The sequence below is a fragment of the Tumebacillus sp. BK434 genome, assembly GCF_004340785.1.
In the GTDB taxonomy this organism is placed as follows: Bacteria; Bacillota; Bacilli; order Tumebacillales; family Tumebacillaceae; genus Tumebacillus_A.
On record NZ_SLXS01000005.1, the window covers coordinates 130748 to 148187 of the forward strand.

20 protein-coding genes are annotated in these 17440 nt (G+C 58.0%); 7 read left to right on the forward strand and 13 right to left on the reverse strand.

Going from position 1 to position 17440, the window contains the following annotated elements:
* Positions 1–23 precede the first annotated feature (23 nt).
* The 3 genes from trmL to EV586_RS14310 form a co-directional block, all read right to left on the reverse strand.
* A complete protein-coding gene (gene trmL / locus EV586_RS14300) occupies positions 24–482 on the reverse strand; it encodes a tRNA (uridine(34)/cytosine(34)/5-carboxymethylaminomethyluridine(34)-2'-O)-methyltransferase TrmL (RefSeq protein WP_132945796.1) in 459 nt (152 codons plus the stop codon).
* Between the two features lie 107 nt (positions 483–589).
* The gene (locus tag EV586_RS14305; RefSeq protein ID WP_132945797.1) at positions 590–1387 is read right to left on the reverse strand and encodes an HD-GYP domain-containing protein; all 798 of its coding nucleotides are present in this window, start codon (positions 1385–1387) and stop codon (positions 590–592) included.
* A gap of 133 nt (positions 1388–1520) precedes the next feature.
* A complete protein-coding gene (locus EV586_RS14310; protein WP_132945798.1) occupies positions 1521–2471 on the reverse strand; it encodes an amidase domain-containing protein in 951 nt (316 codons plus the stop codon).
* Between the two features lie 200 nt (positions 2472–2671).
* Here EV586_RS14310 and EV586_RS14315 point away from each other — a divergent pair, with 200 nt between their 5' ends.
* From EV586_RS14315 to EV586_RS14330, 4 genes are all read left to right on the forward strand, one after another.
* Positions 2672–3418 carry an IclR family transcriptional regulator gene (locus EV586_RS14315; RefSeq protein ID WP_132945799.1) on the forward strand — a complete coding sequence of 249 codons (747 nt, stop codon included), beginning with the start codon at positions 2672–2674 and terminating at the stop codon, positions 3416–3418.
* Between the two features lie 111 nt (positions 3419–3529).
* The gene (locus EV586_RS14320) at positions 3530–5470 is read left to right on the forward strand and encodes an aconitate hydratase (protein ID WP_132945800.1); all 1941 of its coding nucleotides are present in this window, start codon (positions 3530–3532) and stop codon (positions 5468–5470) included.
* 110 nt (positions 5471–5580) lie between these two features.
* Complete coding sequence (locus EV586_RS14325) at positions 5581–6657, forward strand: isocitrate/isopropylmalate family dehydrogenase (protein WP_132945801.1); 1077 nt, start codon at positions 5581–5583, stop codon at positions 6655–6657.
* 115 nt (positions 6658–6772) lie between these two features.
* Positions 6773–8143, forward strand: coding sequence for a CotS family spore coat protein (locus tag EV586_RS14330; protein ID WP_132945802.1), 1371 nt, complete (start codon positions 6773–6775; stop codon positions 8141–8143).
* Positions 8144–8180: 37 nt separating this feature from the next.
* Here EV586_RS14330 and EV586_RS14335 read toward each other — a convergent pair whose 3' ends face one another.
* The 5 genes from EV586_RS14335 to EV586_RS14355 form a co-directional block, all read right to left on the reverse strand.
* A complete protein-coding gene (locus tag EV586_RS14335) occupies positions 8181–8636 on the reverse strand; it encodes a 2-thiouracil desulfurase family protein (RefSeq protein ID WP_132945953.1) in 456 nt (151 codons plus the stop codon).
* Positions 8637–8744: 108 nt separating this feature from the next.
* Positions 8745–9950: a tRNA epoxyqueuosine(34) reductase QueG gene (gene queG / locus EV586_RS14340; protein WP_243653046.1), complete on the reverse strand. Its 1206-nt coding sequence runs from the start codon at positions 9948–9950 to the stop codon at positions 8745–8747.
* Positions 9907–10338, reverse strand: coding sequence for a ribonuclease HI (gene rnhA / locus EV586_RS14345; RefSeq protein ID WP_207893918.1), 432 nt, complete (start codon positions 10336–10338; stop codon positions 9907–9909). Before rnhA ends, queG begins: the two co-directional genes overlap by 44 nt.
* On the reverse strand, positions 10338–10946 hold the full coding sequence (locus EV586_RS21635) for a TetR/AcrR family transcriptional regulator (protein WP_132945804.1): 609 nt from the start codon (positions 10944–10946) through the stop codon (positions 10338–10340). Before EV586_RS21635 ends, rnhA begins: the two co-directional genes overlap by 1 nt.
* Entirely contained in the window at positions 10939–12105 is a 1167-nt protein-coding gene (locus tag EV586_RS14355; RefSeq protein ID WP_132945805.1) for a YhgE/Pip domain-containing protein, read from the reverse strand. Before EV586_RS14355 ends, EV586_RS21635 begins: the two co-directional genes overlap by 8 nt.
* A gap of 152 nt (positions 12106–12257) precedes the next feature.
* On the opposite strand from EV586_RS14355, the gene EV586_RS14360 reads away from it, so the two are divergent.
* Together EV586_RS14360 and EV586_RS14365 are read left to right on the forward strand one after the other, a co-directional pair.
* A complete protein-coding gene (locus EV586_RS14360) occupies positions 12258–13457 on the forward strand; it encodes an aminotransferase class I/II-fold pyridoxal phosphate-dependent enzyme (RefSeq protein ID WP_132945806.1) in 1200 nt (399 codons plus the stop codon).
* 70 nt (positions 13458–13527) lie between these two features.
* Positions 13528–14196 (forward strand): hypothetical protein, encoded by a 669-nt coding sequence (locus EV586_RS14365; protein ID WP_132945807.1) that lies wholly within the window; start codon positions 13528–13530, stop codon positions 14194–14196.
* Positions 14197–14243: 47 nt separating this feature from the next.
* On the opposite strand, the gene EV586_RS14370 is transcribed toward EV586_RS14365, so the two are convergent.
* From EV586_RS14370 to EV586_RS14390, 5 genes are all read right to left on the reverse strand, one after another.
* Positions 14244–14579 carry a phage holin, LLH family gene (locus EV586_RS14370; RefSeq protein WP_132945808.1) on the reverse strand — a complete coding sequence of 112 codons (336 nt, stop codon included), beginning with the start codon at positions 14577–14579 and terminating at the stop codon, positions 14244–14246.
* 7 nt (positions 14580–14586) lie between these two features.
* A complete protein-coding gene (locus EV586_RS14375; protein ID WP_165898609.1) occupies positions 14587–15357 on the reverse strand; it encodes an N-acetylmuramoyl-L-alanine amidase in 771 nt (256 codons plus the stop codon).
* 36 nt (positions 15358–15393) lie between these two features.
* Positions 15394–15966, reverse strand: a complete 573-nt coding sequence (locus EV586_RS14380) for an N-acetylmuramoyl-L-alanine amidase family protein (protein ID WP_132945809.1) — start codon at positions 15964–15966, stop codon at positions 15394–15396.
* Positions 15967–16081: 115 nt separating this feature from the next.
* The gene (locus EV586_RS14385; protein WP_132945810.1) at positions 16082–16294 is read right to left on the reverse strand and encodes a hypothetical protein; all 213 of its coding nucleotides are present in this window, start codon (positions 16292–16294) and stop codon (positions 16082–16084) included.
* Between the two features lie 99 nt (positions 16295–16393).
* Positions 16394–16996, reverse strand: a complete 603-nt coding sequence (locus tag EV586_RS14390; RefSeq protein WP_132945811.1) for a DUF2140 family protein — start codon at positions 16994–16996, stop codon at positions 16394–16396.
* A gap of 110 nt (positions 16997–17106) precedes the next feature.
* On the opposite strand from EV586_RS14390, the gene EV586_RS14395 reads away from it, so the two are divergent.
* Positions 17107–17427: a DUF2614 family zinc ribbon-containing protein gene (locus EV586_RS14395; RefSeq protein WP_132945812.1), complete on the forward strand. Its 321-nt coding sequence runs from the start codon at positions 17107–17109 to the stop codon at positions 17425–17427.
* Positions 17428–17440: the final 13 nt, after the last annotated feature.

Consider the following 17440-nt stretch of genomic DNA (forward strand, 5'->3'; position numbering starts at 1 on the left):
CCTTTCTGTCTCTCGCTGTCTGTTTACTTCAAATCCGGAAACCCTTGCTGGCGGAGCGCTTCAAACACGACTACAGCCACTGCGTTCGACAGGTTGAGCGAGCGCGCGTCCGGCAGGATCGGAATGCGGATGCACGTCTCCCGGTTCGCTTCGATCAGCTCATCGGGCAGCCCTCGTGTCTCTCGTCCGAAGACAAAAAAGTCGTCCGGGCCATACTCGATGTCGGTGTACGACTTGTCCGCTTTGGTCGTGGCAAAAAAGAAACGGCCCTGCGGGTACTTCGCGCGCAGGTCTGCAAAACTGTCATGGTAATGCAAATCGAGCAGGTGCCAATAGTCCAATCCGGCCCGCTTTAACTGCTTATCGTCAACAGAGAAGCCAAGCGGCTTCACGAGATGCAGCGTGATGCCTGTGCATGAGCAGGTCCGGGAGATATTCCCAGTGTTCGCTGGAATTTCCGGTTCGACGAGTACAATGTGCATGGAAGTGGGAACCCCCTTTTTTAAATCGCAGGGTTAAAGCCGTTCTAAGATACTAGCATACAAAAAGGAACAGCCAATCGCAACTGCGAAGGCTGTTTCCATTGAATTTAGGATATATTCTTATATTTTTGTAATTGTAAGGATTCGTACTCCAGCACTTTCGCTTCCTCCTGCACGCGCGTCAGTTCGGTGACCGGAATGCGTAGAAACGCATCCGCACACAGTGAACAAAACTGAGTGCCGATATGCTTCATGATCTCTTCGCGCGCGTATTCGATCGACTGCGCCTTGCGGTACGGCCGGTCTGAGGTGATCGCGTCGAACGTGTCGGCGATGGCGAAGATGCGGGCGAGCAGCGGAATGTTCTCCCCTTGCAGCTGTACCGGATAGCCGCGCCCGTCGATGCGCTCATGATGGTAGAGCACCACGTCGTGCCCTTCTTTGAGAAAATCGATGTCTTTGACCATCAAATGTCCCATGTGCGGGTGTTCTTTCATCACCGCCCACTCCTCGTCGGTCAAAGCGGACGGTTTTTTCAAAATCGAGTCGGGCACGGCGATCTTGCCAATGTCGTGCAGCAAGGCGCCCCATTCGAGCTGCTGCAGGCGGCGTGCATCCAGCCCGACGCGTTCGCCGATCATCACCGAATAGCGCACCACGCGCTGGCAGTGTCCGTTCGTTTCATCATCTTTGGCGGCGACCGCATTGGCCAGCGCATTCAATGAAGACTGGTAGGAACGCAACAGCTTTTGATTCTTGTCGCGCAGCACTTGCAGCACCACGCCAAACCCTAATCCGATCCCGGCATATATCGCAATATCTATGATTGATGATTCATGAATAAGTCCGTAGCCGAGTCCGAGTAAAAATCCAATCAATCCGTATGCATAGTGAATGATAGCCATAGGAACCCCTCCTTCCACTTTGAATTTTGACTGAATTTTTTATCGGTTTATTATTTCGATGGCTGAAGGAAGACTCCTGCTCTCTTTCGAGGAAAGCTGACAAAAATTTCACATTTCCAAACCGATTGCATCGTCAAAAATTGTCCGGGATGTGGTAAAACACGTACTTGGTGCGCGCCGTATAGGCATAGCTGTCCCGATAATCCCAAAAGCGGCGATGCGAGGCGATGGTGTGCGCGTTGACCAGCGGCCGGCCGTACGCGTCAAAATCGACGACGACCGTGTTGTGCTGCCAGCGGTCGTCCCCATCCCAGTCGTAGCAGATCACATCGCCTACTTTTAACTGGCGCGGGTCGGCGACTTCCCGGGCGTGCAGCAGGCGCGTCAAAGCGAGCTTGAACGAATGGGCGACCGTCCACGAGTAGCTCCAGTTCCGTCCCCGGTACCACCAGCCGTTCGAGCGGGAGGACGCCTGAATCATCGGCATACCCCCGGCGTGCACGACCTGCGAGATGTAGTTGGTGCAGTCATTGCCTTCCATCTTTGCATACGCCGGGTTGAACCCGTTCCACCACAGCTCCGCATATTTAAACGCCCGCACCCGGTCATAGCGGCCGCGCAGCAAACGGCCGGGCGCTTCCTCCTCCGGGGCTTTGGGCGCCGCTCCGCCTTGTGGCGCCTCGCGCAGCAGCTTCGGCTCCGAATTGATGGTGTCGCGGGCCACCTTCCACGAGCCGCCCTCGTGCAGCAGGGTCATGCGGTGCACACTGCGCCGTGCTTCGTGGCCGATCTCCTCGCCCTGTTCATAGAAAAAACGCACATTTTCGATCAGATCGACCGTCGCCGTCTCACCGTCCGGGTTCCATTTGCTCTGCAGCACCTGCAGATGGGTCTTCGCTTTCCGATACTTGATGTCGCGGGCCGGGACCGCCTGGCGCAGCGCACGCACCTCCTGAAAGGAATGGCAGTCGGCCGGCGTGCCCGACACAAAGTGCAGCAGCGTCCCTTCCTCGCCTTGTAGCCAGACCCGGTTTTTCTCCCGAAAAAACTCTTCGACTGCCTTCAGCCAACCTTGACGATCCATCGGGCAGACCTCCTGTCTGAATTGTATTCCTGCTCGGATGAGACAATAGCGAGTGGAAGCGTTCAACAACTACTGATATGCGCCGCAGCTTGCCCTCCTTCCGAAAAAAATATCTTTGAACAATTTCGCACTCATGGTATACTATAAAATGAAACAGGGTTTCATCTACTGAAACACTCCAAGCGAAGGAGGTGGGGAGCATGGCGGCAGAAGGTGAAAAAGGCACGGTCCGCGCGGTGGAACGGGCGCTCGATATCCTGCTCTGCTTTTCCGGCTCGGACACAGAGCTTGGACTGTCTGACATCGCCAAGCGAATCGGGCTGCACAAAAGCACCGTGCACCGCTTGCTGGCATCGCTTGAGAGCAAGGGGTTTGTCCGGCGCCACCCCACCACCGAGAAGTACCGCCTCGGCTGGAGCGTGCTGGAACTGGTTTCGAACATCAACCGGTCGGATGATCTGTCATCGATCGTCCGCCCTGAGATGACCAGGCTTCGCGATCTGCTCGGCGAGACGATTTCGCTCTACGTCCGGGCAGGCATGGAGCGCATTCGCATCCAGGCGGTGGAGAGCACCCAGCCCGTGCGGCGTGTGGCCGACATCGGCAAACGCCTGCCGCTGAATGTCGGCGCCTCGGGAAAAGTCCTGCTCGCCTATGCGGAGGAGCCGCTGGAGGAGATTTTGTACGATCCGAGCTGGCCCGCTGATCTCAACCGCGAAGAGTTCGCCAAGGCGATTCAAACGGTGCGTGATCAGGGCTATGCGGTGTCGATCGAAGAGCGGGAGTTGGGAGCGGCTGCTGTTGCAGCGCCGATCTTCTCCCGCGCAGGCCAGATCGTGGCAGCTCTGTCTGTCTCCGGCCCTGTCGACCGCTTCACTTCGGACGCGGTGGTCCTTTTCGCCGATGAAGTGCGCAAGTCGGCCGAACTGCTCAGCAAGTTCGTGTAAAAGTATCGCGATGATCACATTTATCATGTTTGTTTTTCCTGTTGGTCTAGGCTCCCTTTAGGGTACGCTAGATGGCAGAGACTCATATGAGGTTTATGGGAGGTTTTTGGAATGGCAAAGAACCTGGTTCAAAAGATTCTGGAAGCACACCTCGTCTCCGAAAAAGGCGAGTGGACTCCGGGCAAAGAAATTGCAATCCGCATCGACCAAACACTGACGCAAGACGCTACCGGCACCATGGCGTACCTGCAATTCGAAGCGATGGGCGTTCCGCAAGTCAAGACCGAACTGTCCGTCTCCTACGTGGACCACAACACCCTGCAGTCCGGCTTTGAAAACGCGGACGACCACCGTTTCCTGCAAACGGTTGCTGCGAAGCATGGCATCCACTTCTCCCGTCCGGGCAACGGTATCTGCCACCAGGTGCACCTGGAGCGTTTCGCGAAGCCGGGCAAGACCCTGCTCGGTTCTGACTCCCACACCCCGACTGCGGGCGGCATGGGCTCCATCGCCATCGGCGCAGGCGGTCTCGATATCGCAGTTGCCATGGCTGGCGGCGCTTTCTACCTGAACACGCCGAAAGTTGTGAAAGTTGAACTGAAAGGCAAGCTGCAGCCGTGGGTAGCAGCGAAAGACATCATCCTCGAAGTGCTGCGCATCATGACCGTTAAAGGCGGCGTTGGCAAAATCGTTGAGTACACCGGCGAAGGCGTTGCATCGCTGACCGTTCCGGAGCGCGCTACCATCACCAACATGGGCGCGGAGCTGGGTGCTACCACCTCCATCTTCCCGTCTGATGAAAACACCCGCGTCTACCTGGAAGCACAAGGCCGCGGCGCTGACTACACCGCTCTGGCTGCTGACCCGGATGCGACCTACGATGAAGAGATCATCATCGACCTGAACACGCTGGCACCGAACATCGCACAACCGCACTCCCCGGACAACGTGGCTCCGGTTCCGGAACTGTCCGGCCAAAAGATTCCGGTCAACCAAGTAGCGGTCGGTTCCTGCACCAACTCCTCCTACGTTGACCTGATGCGTCTCGCGGCGGTTCTCAAGGGCAAGACCGTACACCCGAACGTATCCCTGGTTGTGTCCCCGGGCTCCAAGCAAGTGTTCGAAATGATCGCTCGCAACGGCGCACTGGCTGACATCCTCGCTTCCGGCGCTCGTATCCTCGAGTCCGCTTGCGGTCCGTGCATCGGCATGGGTCAGGCACCGTCCTCCGGCGCAGTATCCGTACGTTCCTTCAACCGCAACTTCGAAGGCCGTTCCGGCACCGCCGATGCAAAAGTATACCTGGCATCTGTTGAAACCTGTGCAGCAGCAGCTGTGACCGGTTACATCGCAGACCCGCGTGAACTGGGCGACCTGCCGTCCGTGGAAATGCCGAATCAATACCTGATCGACGACCGCCTCGTGCTGGCTCCGTCCGAGCAGCCGGACAGCGTCGATGTTGTCCGCGGCCCGAACATCAAGCCGCTGCCGGTCAACACCGAGCTGGCTGAAGCGCTGACCGCTCCGGTCTCCCTGAAAGTCGGCGACAACATCACCACCGACCACATCATGCCGGCCGGCGCGAAAGTGCTGCCGCTGCGCTCCAACATCCCGGCGATCTCCGAGCACGTATACGTGCGCGTTGACCCGAACTTCCCGTCCCGCGCGAAGGAACTGGGCAAATCGGTGATCGTTGGCGGCCACAACTACGGCCAAGGCTCTTCCCGTGAACATGCTGCGCTCGCTCCGATGTACCTCGGCGTGAAAGCGGTCATCGTGAAGTCCTACGCTCGTATCCACCGTGCGAACCTGATCAACTTCGGTCTGCTCCCGCTCACCTTCGTGAACGAAGCTGACTACGATGCGATCGAACAAGGCGACGAAATCGCAATCGACAACCTGCGCGACCAGATCCTCGCAGGCAACGAACTGACTGCGAAAAACGTCACCAAAGGCACCGAATTCAAGGTAACCCATGACCTGACCGGACGTCAGATTGACATCATCCTGGCAGGCGGCCTGCTCAACTACACCAAATCGCAAGCGGTTTAATGAACGGCTGACGATTTGCTCACACTAAGGGGGAGCGACAAGCTTCCCCCTTTTCGTTGCAAAATTGCTCCCTTCGACCGATTGCTTATCAGACATATGAGGTGAACACCATGGAAAAATTCACAGTTGTAGTAATGGAAGGCGACCAGACCGGTCAAGAACTGCTCGAGGAAGGCCTGCGCGTCCTCGACCCGGCGCTGATCGGCGTCAATCTGGAATTGGCGCGTTTCGACCTGTCGCTTGAGAACCGCCGCGCGACCAAGAACCAAGTCGTGCATGACGCAGCGGCTGCGATGAAAGAAAGCGGCTTCGGCTACAAAGCAGCGACGATCACGCCGGAGATCCCGGGCGACGTCGGTTCCCCGAACGCGATCCTGCGCAAAGGCATCGACGGCACCGTCATCGTCCGCACCGGCCGCCGCATCCCGGGCATCACGCCGGTCGCAGGCGTCTACGCTCCGATCTCCGTCGTCCGCATGGCGGTAGACGATGCATACGGCGCAAAAGAATGGCGCGAAGGCGAAGGCGTCGACGAGATCGCGTACCGCACCGAGAAGATCTCCCGCAAGATCTGCCGCGGTGTGGCGCAATACACGTTCGAACAAGCCCGCAAGACTAACGCGAAAGTATTCGGCGGCCCGAAATTCACCGTTTCTCCGGTCTACGAAGGCATGCTGAAAGAAGAGATGGACCTCGCTTCCAAGAGCTACGCTGACGTTAAATACGAGCCGCAGCTGATCGACGCGACCTACGCGCTCTTGATGAACACCTCCGGCGAGCCGCTCGTCATCCCGGCGCTGAACCGCGACGGCGACTGCCTGTCCGACCTCGTGCTGCAGATGTTCGGCTCGATCGCAGGTTCCGAGTCGATCCTGCTGGCGTTTGACGAGCAGCAAAACCCGAAAACCGTGATGGCAGAAGCGCCGCACGGCACCGCACCGGGCCTGTTTGGTAAAAATGTGGCCAACCCGATGGCGATGATCCTCGCAGCAGCGTCCCTGCTGACCTTCTTCAATACCAAAGAAGCGGATCTCGCATCCCGTGCGATCTACGAATCGACCCTCGAAGCGGTCGTGGAAGGCGTCCGCACCGCCGACCTCGGCGGCACCGCATCGACCACCGAATTCACCGACGAAGTCATCCGCCGCATGAAAACCAAACTCGAAGTATGGAAGACCCTCGCGTAAGCACACGCAACAAAAGACCACCCGGCGCACTGCCGGGTGGTCTTTTGTGTATGCGCAATGCTTGGCACCTTGTCATATGCTGTAGATACAGACAGTACGACGGAGGTGAGATCGAATGGCGGACAACAAAAACGCCGATTGGCTGAAGCAGCTCTTCAACGAAGTGATGCGGCCCCCCAAGTGGATGAAAGAAGGCAAACGCCCGGGAGGAGCCAAAAAGCCATCCGGGGATGGAAAAAAGACTGAGGCTGACGTTTCGCACAAGCCGCAGAAACGTCAGCCCCCTGCCTGGTGGTCCTGGTCCCAATCGGACGGGGTACCCAAGGTGCGGCGCCGCAAGCGGGGGCGTTCCCAGCGCCTCCCGCAGCAAGTCCGAACATCCAAACCGGCCGTGAAAAAAGAGCGCATCTCCAACTCCCAAGGACGCCTGTCGCAAAGCGACCTTGGGAGCGCTCTTCCCGGCTCGGCAAGCGGCCTGCAGGCGCAGATCCGCCGCCATGGGTTCCATCCGTCTGTCTGCAAGTCGTTCGGGATCACACCGACCAAGGTCGAACCATTCGGGCCGGTGCTCCGCCTGCGCACCCAGCAAGGGCTGGTGGCCCTCAAGAAAAGCTACCTCCCGCCCGCACACATCCAATTCCTGCACCAGGCCTTTTTGTATTTGGAGCAAAAAAAATTTACCCGCTTCTCCCCGTTTGTGCTGACGCCGGACGGCAAACCTTACGCCACCGTCGGCGGTGACACCTACTATGCCACCCGCTGGATCCGCGGTCAGGAAGTCGATTTCCGCTCCATGCCGCAACTGGCATTGACGGCCAGAACCCTGGCCGATTTCCACGCTGCGTCGCGCGGCTTCGAGCCCAGCGGCTATGCCCCGCCGCCGATCTTCGACATGGTCGACCGGTTCAAAGACCGCCGTGACGAGCTCACCGAATGGAAGCGCCGGGCGTCGATCAAATCGCGCCCCGACGACATCGACAAAATCTACCTCAAACATGCCGACCACTACATCTCCCAAGCGGATCAAGCCTTGACCTTGCTGCGTCGCCCGCAGGTGCGGTCACATCTCCTGTTCGAAGAAGACGACCCGCCCTTGCTGCACCTCGACCTCACGCCGTACAACATGATCTACACGCCGAACCACCAAGTCGCACTGATCGACCTCGACTTTGCGGCGTTCGGCCCGCGCACGCTCGATCTGGCGCACTTCATGCGCCGCGGCCTGCAGCGCCAAGACTGGGACGATGCCGTATCCCGTCACGTCCTTGTCAACTACAATGCGGCGTCGCCGCTGCAGCCTGCCGAATACCAGATCCTGAGCGGCCTGCTGCGCTTCCCGCATCGATTTTGGCGAATCGGCTATCAGCATTACGACCTCGGCCATGACCCCAACCACCTCGGCTACTTCCAGCTTGCCGAAGCGGAAGAGAAAAAGCGCCTCGCCTTCCTCGACAAGTTCGATAAACAAATAACCCGGCCTTTCTAATCATGGAACTGAAAGGCCCGGTCCTCCGCTCTTGCCATCAGCGATCTTTCCCAAACGTCTCTTCCGAATACACCGCAATGCCATGGCGTCTCAACAACGCCGACGTCACACCGTCCCCTGGCATTTTCGCACCGGAGAAGCTGCCGTCATATATCACAGACGACCCGCACGACGGGCTCCGCTCTTTCAATATCGCTTCCTGTGCACCGACCAGTTGAGCCATCTTCAACGCCTGTTCCGCGCCCTTCACAAACTCCGCCGTCACATCCTCGCCCTGATCGGTCACCACCTTCGCCTTGCCGTCCAACACGTCTTCCCCTGTCCCGCCTACGATCTGCGCGGGAGGGCGCGGCGTGGACAAGCCGCCCAGTTGTTCCGGACAGACAAAAACAGCTTCTCCCTTTTCGACCATCTCTTGAAACTCGCGAATCAGATTGTCATCCCCGTCATACCGGCACTGACAGCCCACCAAACATGCGCTGATCACCTTCATCTTCCTGCTCATCCTCTCTCGCTCCCAAGCCATACTCTCCTGCAGATTCATCAATCAAAATCCTTCGCCCAAGGCGACTCTCTAAAACCCTGCCTGCAGCATAACCGATCACGCCTCGGGCGCTTCTTCCACCGCCCAAGCCATCTCCTGCCTGATCTCCTCATCCGGCTCCCGCGCATATGCTGCCGCGACCAGAGCCCGCGTGCCTTCCGGGTCGATCTTCTGCAGCGCCCAGGCAATCGTCCCGCGGATCTCCCGGCGCTCGTCCTGCTCCAGCATCTCGAGCAGTTTCGGCAGCGCCGCCTGCTCCCGCATGTTGCCGAGCGCGATGATCGCATTGCGCTGCATCACCTTCGCCCCGCGCCATGCGGCTGCCGACTCGCCAAACTCCCGGCGAAACTGCTTGTTCGACAGCGTCAACAGCCGCATCAGATCGGGAAACGCATACTCCGGCTCCGGATCAAACTCGATCGCCGTCCCAAACGCCACTTCCCGATTCTTCGGACAGACCACCTGACACGTGTCACAGCCCCACAAACGCCGCCCCAGCTTCGCCCGGTACTCCAGCGGGATCAGCCCTTTCATCTGCGTAATGTACGACAGACACTTGCTCGAATCGGTCTGAAAAGGATTGACCAGCGCCTTCGTCGGACATGCCTTCAAACACAGATCCGGACAATCCTCACACTGCGGCAGCAGACTCGGTTCGCTCGGTTCAATGTCAACATCGCAAACCAATTGCCCGAGAAATACCCACGACCCGTGCTTCTCCGTGATCAGTGAACAGTTCTTGCCAACCCAACCGATCCCCGCCCGCTGCGCCACCGCCCGGTCGACCAAGGGACCTGTATCCACCGAGTTGTGCACCGCGATCGGCCGCCCGGCCTCCTGCTCCAAGCGGGCCGCCAACAGCTCCAGCTTCGCCTTCAGCACCTTGTGGTAGTCCATCCCCCACGCATACACCGACATCTGCCCGCGCAGACCTTCCGGCTTCTTCTGCCCGGCATACTTTTCTGTGCGATACGCCATCGCGATCGCCACAATCGACTTCGCCTCCGGGAAAAACGCCTTCGGATCGACCCGCTCTTCCAGCACATCATGCTCGAAGCCCGACTCATGCCCCGACTCCCGGTACATCACCAGATGCTCATGCACATCGTGAAACGGTTCGGCCGTCGTCACACCGATCCCGTCGATGCCGAGCTCCTCGCCGAGGCGCAAGATCGTCGCCCTGTCGATCTCATACTTCCTCATCGCCGCTTCACCATCCTCACTTCGGAACGGCTGCCCGCGCCAATTCATCACAGCGCTCATTCCACTTGTCACCGCTGTGCCCTTTCACCTTAAAAAACGTCACCTTGTGCGTCCGGTACAGCAGCAGCAGCTCTTCCCACAGATCGCGGTTCGCCACCGGCTGCTTCTGCGAGTTCAGCCAGCCGTTCTTCTCCCAATTCACATACCAGCGCGACTTGAAGCAATTGATCAGATACGCGCTGTCACTATACACATCCACCTTGCACGGATACTTCAACAGTTTCAGCGCCTCAATCACCGCCAGCAGCTCCATGCGCTGATTCGTCGTCTCCTGCTCGCCGCCGGAGATCTCCTTGTGATGACTACCTGCCATCAGCACCGCGCCATACCCGCCCGGCCCCGGATTGCCCGAGCAGGCGCCGTCCGTGTAGATCACAACTTCCTTCATCATCCGCTTCCTCTTTCGCTCTCAGTAGTATTCGCCCCGAGCCCGCGCAATATATACTGCTGCGTCTCGCGAATCTGCTCTTCAAACGTCACCTCTTCCGGATCAAACAGATCGAGCACAAACTGCGGCACCATCTTGGGGTACAACAGCGTCCCCATCATCTGCAGCATCGCCGCTTTCAGCGACTGGAAGGAAAACAACCCATGCTCCCGTCCCTCGGCCAACGTGTCGCGCAGCCGCTGCCAGAACGGCAGCGGGTACTGCCCGAGCAAATGATGGCGGTCCGACTTTAACATGATCTCCTGCATCAGGATCTTTTGCACATCGCTCTCCTGCTGCGACCATAGCATAAATCCTTCCACATAGCGGCGCAACCGCTCGACCGGGTCTGCAATCCCCTCGATCTCCGCATACAACTCCTGCCCTGGAAACGCCGAATCGAGCACGGCGAACAACAGCTTTTCTTTGCCGCCGAAATGATAAGAGACAAGAGCCACATTGGCCCCTGCCTCCTCGCATATTTGCCGCACCGAAGTCGCCTCAAAGCCTTTGTCTGCAAAAAGGCGCTTCGCCGCATCAAGAATCCGTGTTTTCACATCTTCACTCATGTGCTCCCACTACCTTCTGTCCGTTCTGAATCTGCACCGCTTGATCCCGATGAATCAGCACACCGATCAACGTGACGCCATACGCCGCCAACGTGATCCAGAGCAGCCCGGCGACAGCGCCGCCCGTTCCTGTGCCGCCAAACAGCAAGTTCATGTTGCCAAGCACCGCATACGTTGCGGGCAAGAAATCGCCCACCTTGTGAAACGTTTCAGACAGCAGTTCCCGCGGCAGCATCGTGCCCGAAGTGGCCAACTGCAAGGACAGCGCGATGATGTTAAACAGCATCCCGGCCTGACCAAACAGGAACAAAAACATCTGCGCGAACGCCAGAAACGAAAACAGCGTCAAGATCAGAAAACCGCTCAGTTCCAGGAACCCGGCCATCGGCTCAACATCAAACAGGAACAAGATCCCCGTCGCCGCGAGCCCGATCCCCACCGCTGCCCCCGCATTGATGATCTGACGGGCCACAAAACGCTTCCAGCGGTTGGTGCGGCTCGCAATGATCGTGGCCGAAGCGGTCAATTGCATCGACAACAGCATGCTGCCGACGTACGACGCCAGCACCACCATCATCGGCACCATCTGATAGGAGAAATTCGTGATCGGATTGAGCGCCGTATATGTGCCTTCCACACGGTCGGTCACGCCCGCCGCAATCCCCTGCGCCTGTTCAGCAGGCAGGCGAAGCTGACTGAGCGCCGTCACAATTCCATTTTGCGTAACCTCACGATTAACATTCTTCGTCACTTCCCCCAACACCTGCTGCCCCACAGTCTTTACCATCGCCGGGTTGGACTCGTTGACCAGCACTTCGATCTTCGCCTTCTCGCCCTGCTGTTGCAGCTGCGCCGAAAAATCGGCCGGGATATAGATCACCGCCTGCAGTTCGCGCGCGTTGAGCCGGTCTTTTGCCTCCGTCAGACTCTTCGCCGTTTCCATCTCAAACGGCAGGCTGGACACCAGATTGTCAGCGATCTTCGCTCCGGTGCCGTGGTCGTCACTGACCACGCCGATGTGCAGCTGGTCCATCCGGCTCGTCACACCGTCATAACCGTTCATCCAGACCACCGCAAACACCAACTGGAAAAACAGCATCGTGATCAACCCGACGATCGTCGTCTTCTGCTTAAAAAACTGTCGCAATGTCTCGCTCATGTTTCCCTCACCCCATCTTAAACGTCCGTATAAATCAAACGTTTGTTTAAATATCTTGTTTCTAAGTATATGCAATATTTCCCTGCTGTCAACAAGAAAACTCCGATTTGGGGCATCCTACATGAGACCTATCTCGGAGGAGGAAAGAGATCATGCTGAAAGCAGACAAGCTCAAAGGCCTGCCCCCCTACATATTTGCCCGCCTCGATGAGCGGGTGTACAAACTGCGCGAGTCGGGCGTCCGCGACATCGTCGATTTTGGCAAAGCCGACCCGGACCACTCCACACCGGAAGCGGTGGTCAAACGCCTGCAGGAGACGGCAGCCGACCCGGAAAATCACCACTACCCGGCCTTTAAAGGCTCGCTGTTTTTCCGCGAACATGTCGCCCGCTGGTACCAGGAGCGCTTCGGCGTCACCGTCGACCCGGAGACAGAAGTGATCGCGCTGCTCGGCTCCAAAGAAGGGCTGTTTCACATCTCGCTCGCCTACATCTCCCAAGGCGACATCGGCCTCGTGCCCGACCCGTCGTTCCCGGCGTACAACGACGGTGTCTTTTTCGCGGGCGGCGAGGTGCTGCGCCTGCCGCTGACCCGGGCAAACGGCTACCTGCCCGACCTCGACAGCCTGGACGAGGCGACCCGCAAGCGGGCGAAAATCCTGTTCCTCAACTACCCGAACAACCCGACCGGCGTGTTTGCACCACCCGAATTTATGGAACGTGCCATCCGTTTCTGCCGGGAGCATGAGATCCTGCTCTGTTACGACCACGCCTACAGCGAAGTGTATTATGACGAACACAACAAGCCGAAAAGTCTGCTCGAATACCCCGGCGGCCAAGACGTCGGCGTCGAATTCTTCACTTTCTCGAAAACATTCAACATGGCTGGCTGGCGCTTGGGCGCCGCGGTCGGCAACAAAGAAGTGATCAATTCCCTGCTCGTCGTGCAAAGCCATATCAACTCCGGCATCTTTGCGCCGATCCAGTTCGCCGGCGTCACCGCCTTGACCGAAGTGACGCATTCGAACTTCCCGCAGGAACAGCGTGCAGAATACAAACGCCGTTTCGACTACGCCTTGGGCAGATTTAAAGCAATCGGCTGGGACGTGCATCCGCCCGAAGGCACCGTCTATCTTTGGGTGCCGACGCCAGAGCATCTCAACGGCGAAGAGTTCGCCAACCTGTTGCTCGACGAGTACCATGTCGTCGTCGCACCAGGCACCGCATTTGGCGAAACGGGCGACCGCTACGTGCGGCTGTCGCTGACCACCGAGTACGAAAACGTGGTCAAAGGCATCGACCGCATCTGCGACGCTTTACAGAAACAAGTCGAGCCTCCAGCGCTTCCCTGACATGAAACCCTTCTTGCAGACAGATGCTAAGTCCAGAGCATAAACGCCTGCTGTGAGGAGGTATTGGGTTATGAATTCCTGGCGCAAAGGCTTGTCTTCCCTGTTTCTGCTGACCTTCGTCGCCACGGGCCTGTGGGGCTGCGGCCATCAAGCGCTTCCCGACCGGTTAGACGATGATCGCGGCGGACGAATTCAATCCGGTCCTGAGAACCCGCGTGTGCCGGACCGGCTGATGAAAGATGCCTCAAGCAATGGCATCACAGCTGCGAACACAGTCGCGCAAAAGATCAACAACATGCCGGGCGTGCAAAACACGACCGTCCTCGTCTATGGCGATGATGCGTTTGTCGGACTGACCAACATCAGCACCGAAACACCGAAACAGGATGCTCAGATCAAGCAGGACTCCTGGGTCGGCGAAAGTCCGTGGGGCACCACGGAGCGTCCAAAATCTGCTGCCGGGATGACGGTGGAACAGCTGCAGGCGGAAGGCATCCGCAGCAATGCAGCCACCCTCGAAGGTCCCCGCACTACCGTTTCCGGGGACCTCTCCGACACTTTGAAAGCGGAGATCATCGCCCGGGTGAAGCAGCAGCTGCCAAACGTAAAAAACGTCCACGTCACCGGCAACCTGCAAGTCACGCAGCAGCTCAGCGGATACAAGTATTTCATCTCGCGCGGCGGTGACATGCGGCCGTTCATGAACGATTTCCTCGGCGTCGTGGGCAACTCGTTTTAAACGCCAAGAGAGACACACCTCCGGAAGGTGTGTCTCTCTTGGTGTGCTTATTTCGTTTCCGCCCATGCCTTCTCAATCACCGCACGGATCTCCGGATAGGTCACCTGCAATCCCTGCCGGTCGCTTCGCTCCAGCACATATTTCACCGCTTCATTCAGCTTGGCCGGGCCGTCATAGTGCGTAAACACGCGCTCAGCGTAATGAAACGCCTCTTGCCCGATCAGGCTCAGCCATTCGCGCTGGCGGACGGACGTCTTGGCGCGATAGTAGCGGGCCGCTTTTAATTTCCACCGATGCAGTACCACGAGAAAGACGAACAGACCCAGTTCCATCCCCACAAGCAGGATGTCTCGTACAGCGATGTGTACGCCTGTTGATTCCACTCCATCTTCACTCCCCCCTTGTCAAGCTTACTGTGTGCGTTTCATTGTCCCAGTTGATCGCGCAGCCGAGCAGCTCCGCCAGCTCGCGCACCGGAACATACGTCTTGCCTTCGATCAATCGACCATGCTGTACAAGCGAAGCCCCGTTGACTTTCACCGTCACAAGGGGTTCGCGGCGCAGCGCAGTCGAAGCGTTCGCAGTCGGCGCGATGTAGCGGTAGTCAAATATCTTACACAGCGCTTCGGCCGCCGCTTCCGCCTGCTGCTGCAAGAAGCGGTCATCATCCATCCGCGCCTCTTCCAGGCTGTTCGTGATGAACCCGCCTTCGACCAACAGCGCGTCCATCATCGTGTCGCGCAGCACTTGAAAATCGCCGAGGTACACACCGCGGTGCTTCTGTCCGGTCGCCGCTGAGATGTGGTGGCAGAGCAGGTCTGCTTTGTGATAAGCGCTCTTGTCCTTTTGCGACGGGTGGATCCACACCGACACGCCGTGCACGTTTTCGTCCGCGCTGGCATCGTAGTGCCACGAGACGTAGAGGTCGGCCGAGTTGGTGTTGGCGAGCATCGCCCGCGCCTTCAGATCGACCGTCGAGGTCACGCCCGGCACCCGTTCCGTGTCTTTGTCGCGAGTCATCAGCACCTGAATTCCGGCCCGCACCAGCGCGTCGCGCAAGTACAGACAGACCTTGAGATTGACATCTTTCTCTTTCAGCCGCTGGCCGACAGCGCCGGGGTCGCGGCCGCCGTGGCCCGGGTCGAGCACAATTCTTGGCATCTTCATTCCTCCTTCACCCTTTCCTATGCAGCGTCCCTAGGAGATCGGGGACAGCCTCGGCAACACTTTCAGAATGCCCCGCGCCGCGCCTTGCGCCTGCGCCTGCAAAAAGTCGGGATTCTTGCACAGCTCCAGCTCATGCGGGCTGGACAAGAAGGCGCCGCGGATCATCAAAGCCGGGGTTTGGACCAGGGACAGCACTTTGTCGCTGTCTTGAAAGACGCCGAGCATGATCTGCCCGGTCACGTCGACGATCGCCTCGCCAAGCGCTTCAAAGTCGATCATGCGGCTTTCGTCGGCCGTCTCGCCGATCCACAGCGACACCCCGCTGACTTCAGCATCTTCCAGATAGTCGCAGTGCCAGGACACGAACAGGTCGGCTTCCATCGCTGCCGCCAGCTCCGCGCGCCGCACCGCCGAGACGTCAGTGTCTGCCGTGCGGGTGAGCAGCACGTCTACGCCGTACGCTTCCAACAGCGCCTGCAAGCGCAGGCAGACTGCCAGATTGATCGTCTTCTCTTCTGCTCCCTCTGCGGTAAAACCGCTCTCCGAACCGCCGTGGCCGGGATCGAGGACTACATGCCATTGTTGTTTCGTTTCGAACGTCATTGCCGGAATTGCTCCTTTCAAATAAAAAAGACGCCATGACAAGCGAATGCTGTCTGCTGACTGCACGCGCTGACAAAGCGTCCTCCGGGTCTCGGTCGGACCATGTACGTAAGCTTTATTTTTTCTCGCGATAATAAGTGGTCGCTTCCATCACACAGGAGAGAATCTGTCCATGATGCGTCTTGACGGTGCGGGTGTCGAACTCGCCCAGCTTGATCTCATCAAGAATGCGTCCCCGGTCGACAAGGACCAGCTTCGGACCGTCATCCACTCGCACAGACTGATAGACTGCTGCTGATTGCATTTCTTGCTGCAGTGCTTTCTTCATGCATTAACACCTCTTTTGAGTACGACCTTGCACATTAAGAATAGCACATATGTTCGCATTTTCGCAAGTCCTATTGTTGTAAAATACGAACACCTGATCTCATTCCCGAATCAGGATCTCCAGCTGAATCTTCTCCCCGCCCCAGTCGATCTTCTTGATGCGATAGGAATATTTTTCGCTTGGGCGCTCCGAAAAAGCCACCCCCAGCGTGTGTTGCTCCGACTCCACATGCACCCACGGCGGCCACGGCATCCCCTCCAGCACGGCGAACAGGGTTTTCAGCGGAATCGAATAGCCGCCGACTTTGGCGTCTTCCGCAACCAGGGTCAGATCGCCGTCCTTCTGCACCTGCGGGCGCATCCACATCGCCAGGTCCATCTGGCGGCCGAAAAAGCTCAGCGACGTGTCGGTGCGCACCAGCCCTTTTTCCAAGGAGAGCTCCGCTTTGCTGATCGGCGTCTCTTTTTTCGCGAGCTGCATGGCGAGGAACTGGTTGATTGCATCGACCGTCACGTTCGCTTCGACCGGCACGCCGGCTGCTTGCGTCTCTGTCGGGGCAGGCAGGCCGGTGCTTGGCCCAGACGAGGTGATGTCAAACCACAGATAGAGCAGCAGGGCGAGCAGAATCAGCAGGAATCCTGCCAGCAAGAAAAATGAAAAGCGCCATGGATTGCGCAGAAAACTCGATTTGATCGTCGACAAGGCGGACTCCTCCTCTCAGCGCTCCCTTTCACAGTTCCTTCATTGGACAAAGCACCTGCAAGTAGGGTAGCATGGGTAGTAGACTCTGCATAAAAATGAGGGATTTTCAAATGAAGCTGAACCGTTTGCGCAACTGGGCGCTGGGCTTGATTTTTCTTGCGTTTATCGTCATGTACATCGGCGTCTTTGTGCCGGTGCTGATGCCGTACCTCCTGATCATCGGCATCATCATGATCTTGATCTCCGTGTTTATCTATTTCCGCGTCGGCGCGATGTCGATGCAGATTCCTACTTTAGAATGCCCGCATTGCCACAAAAAGACCAAAGTGCTGGGCGTGGAAGACGGCTGCATGTATTGCCAGGGCCTGATTCAGGTCGAAATGGCCGAAGACGGCGGGCTGTACCTCGTGCCGCGCAGCAAAACAACCTGATCATGGTGAGTAT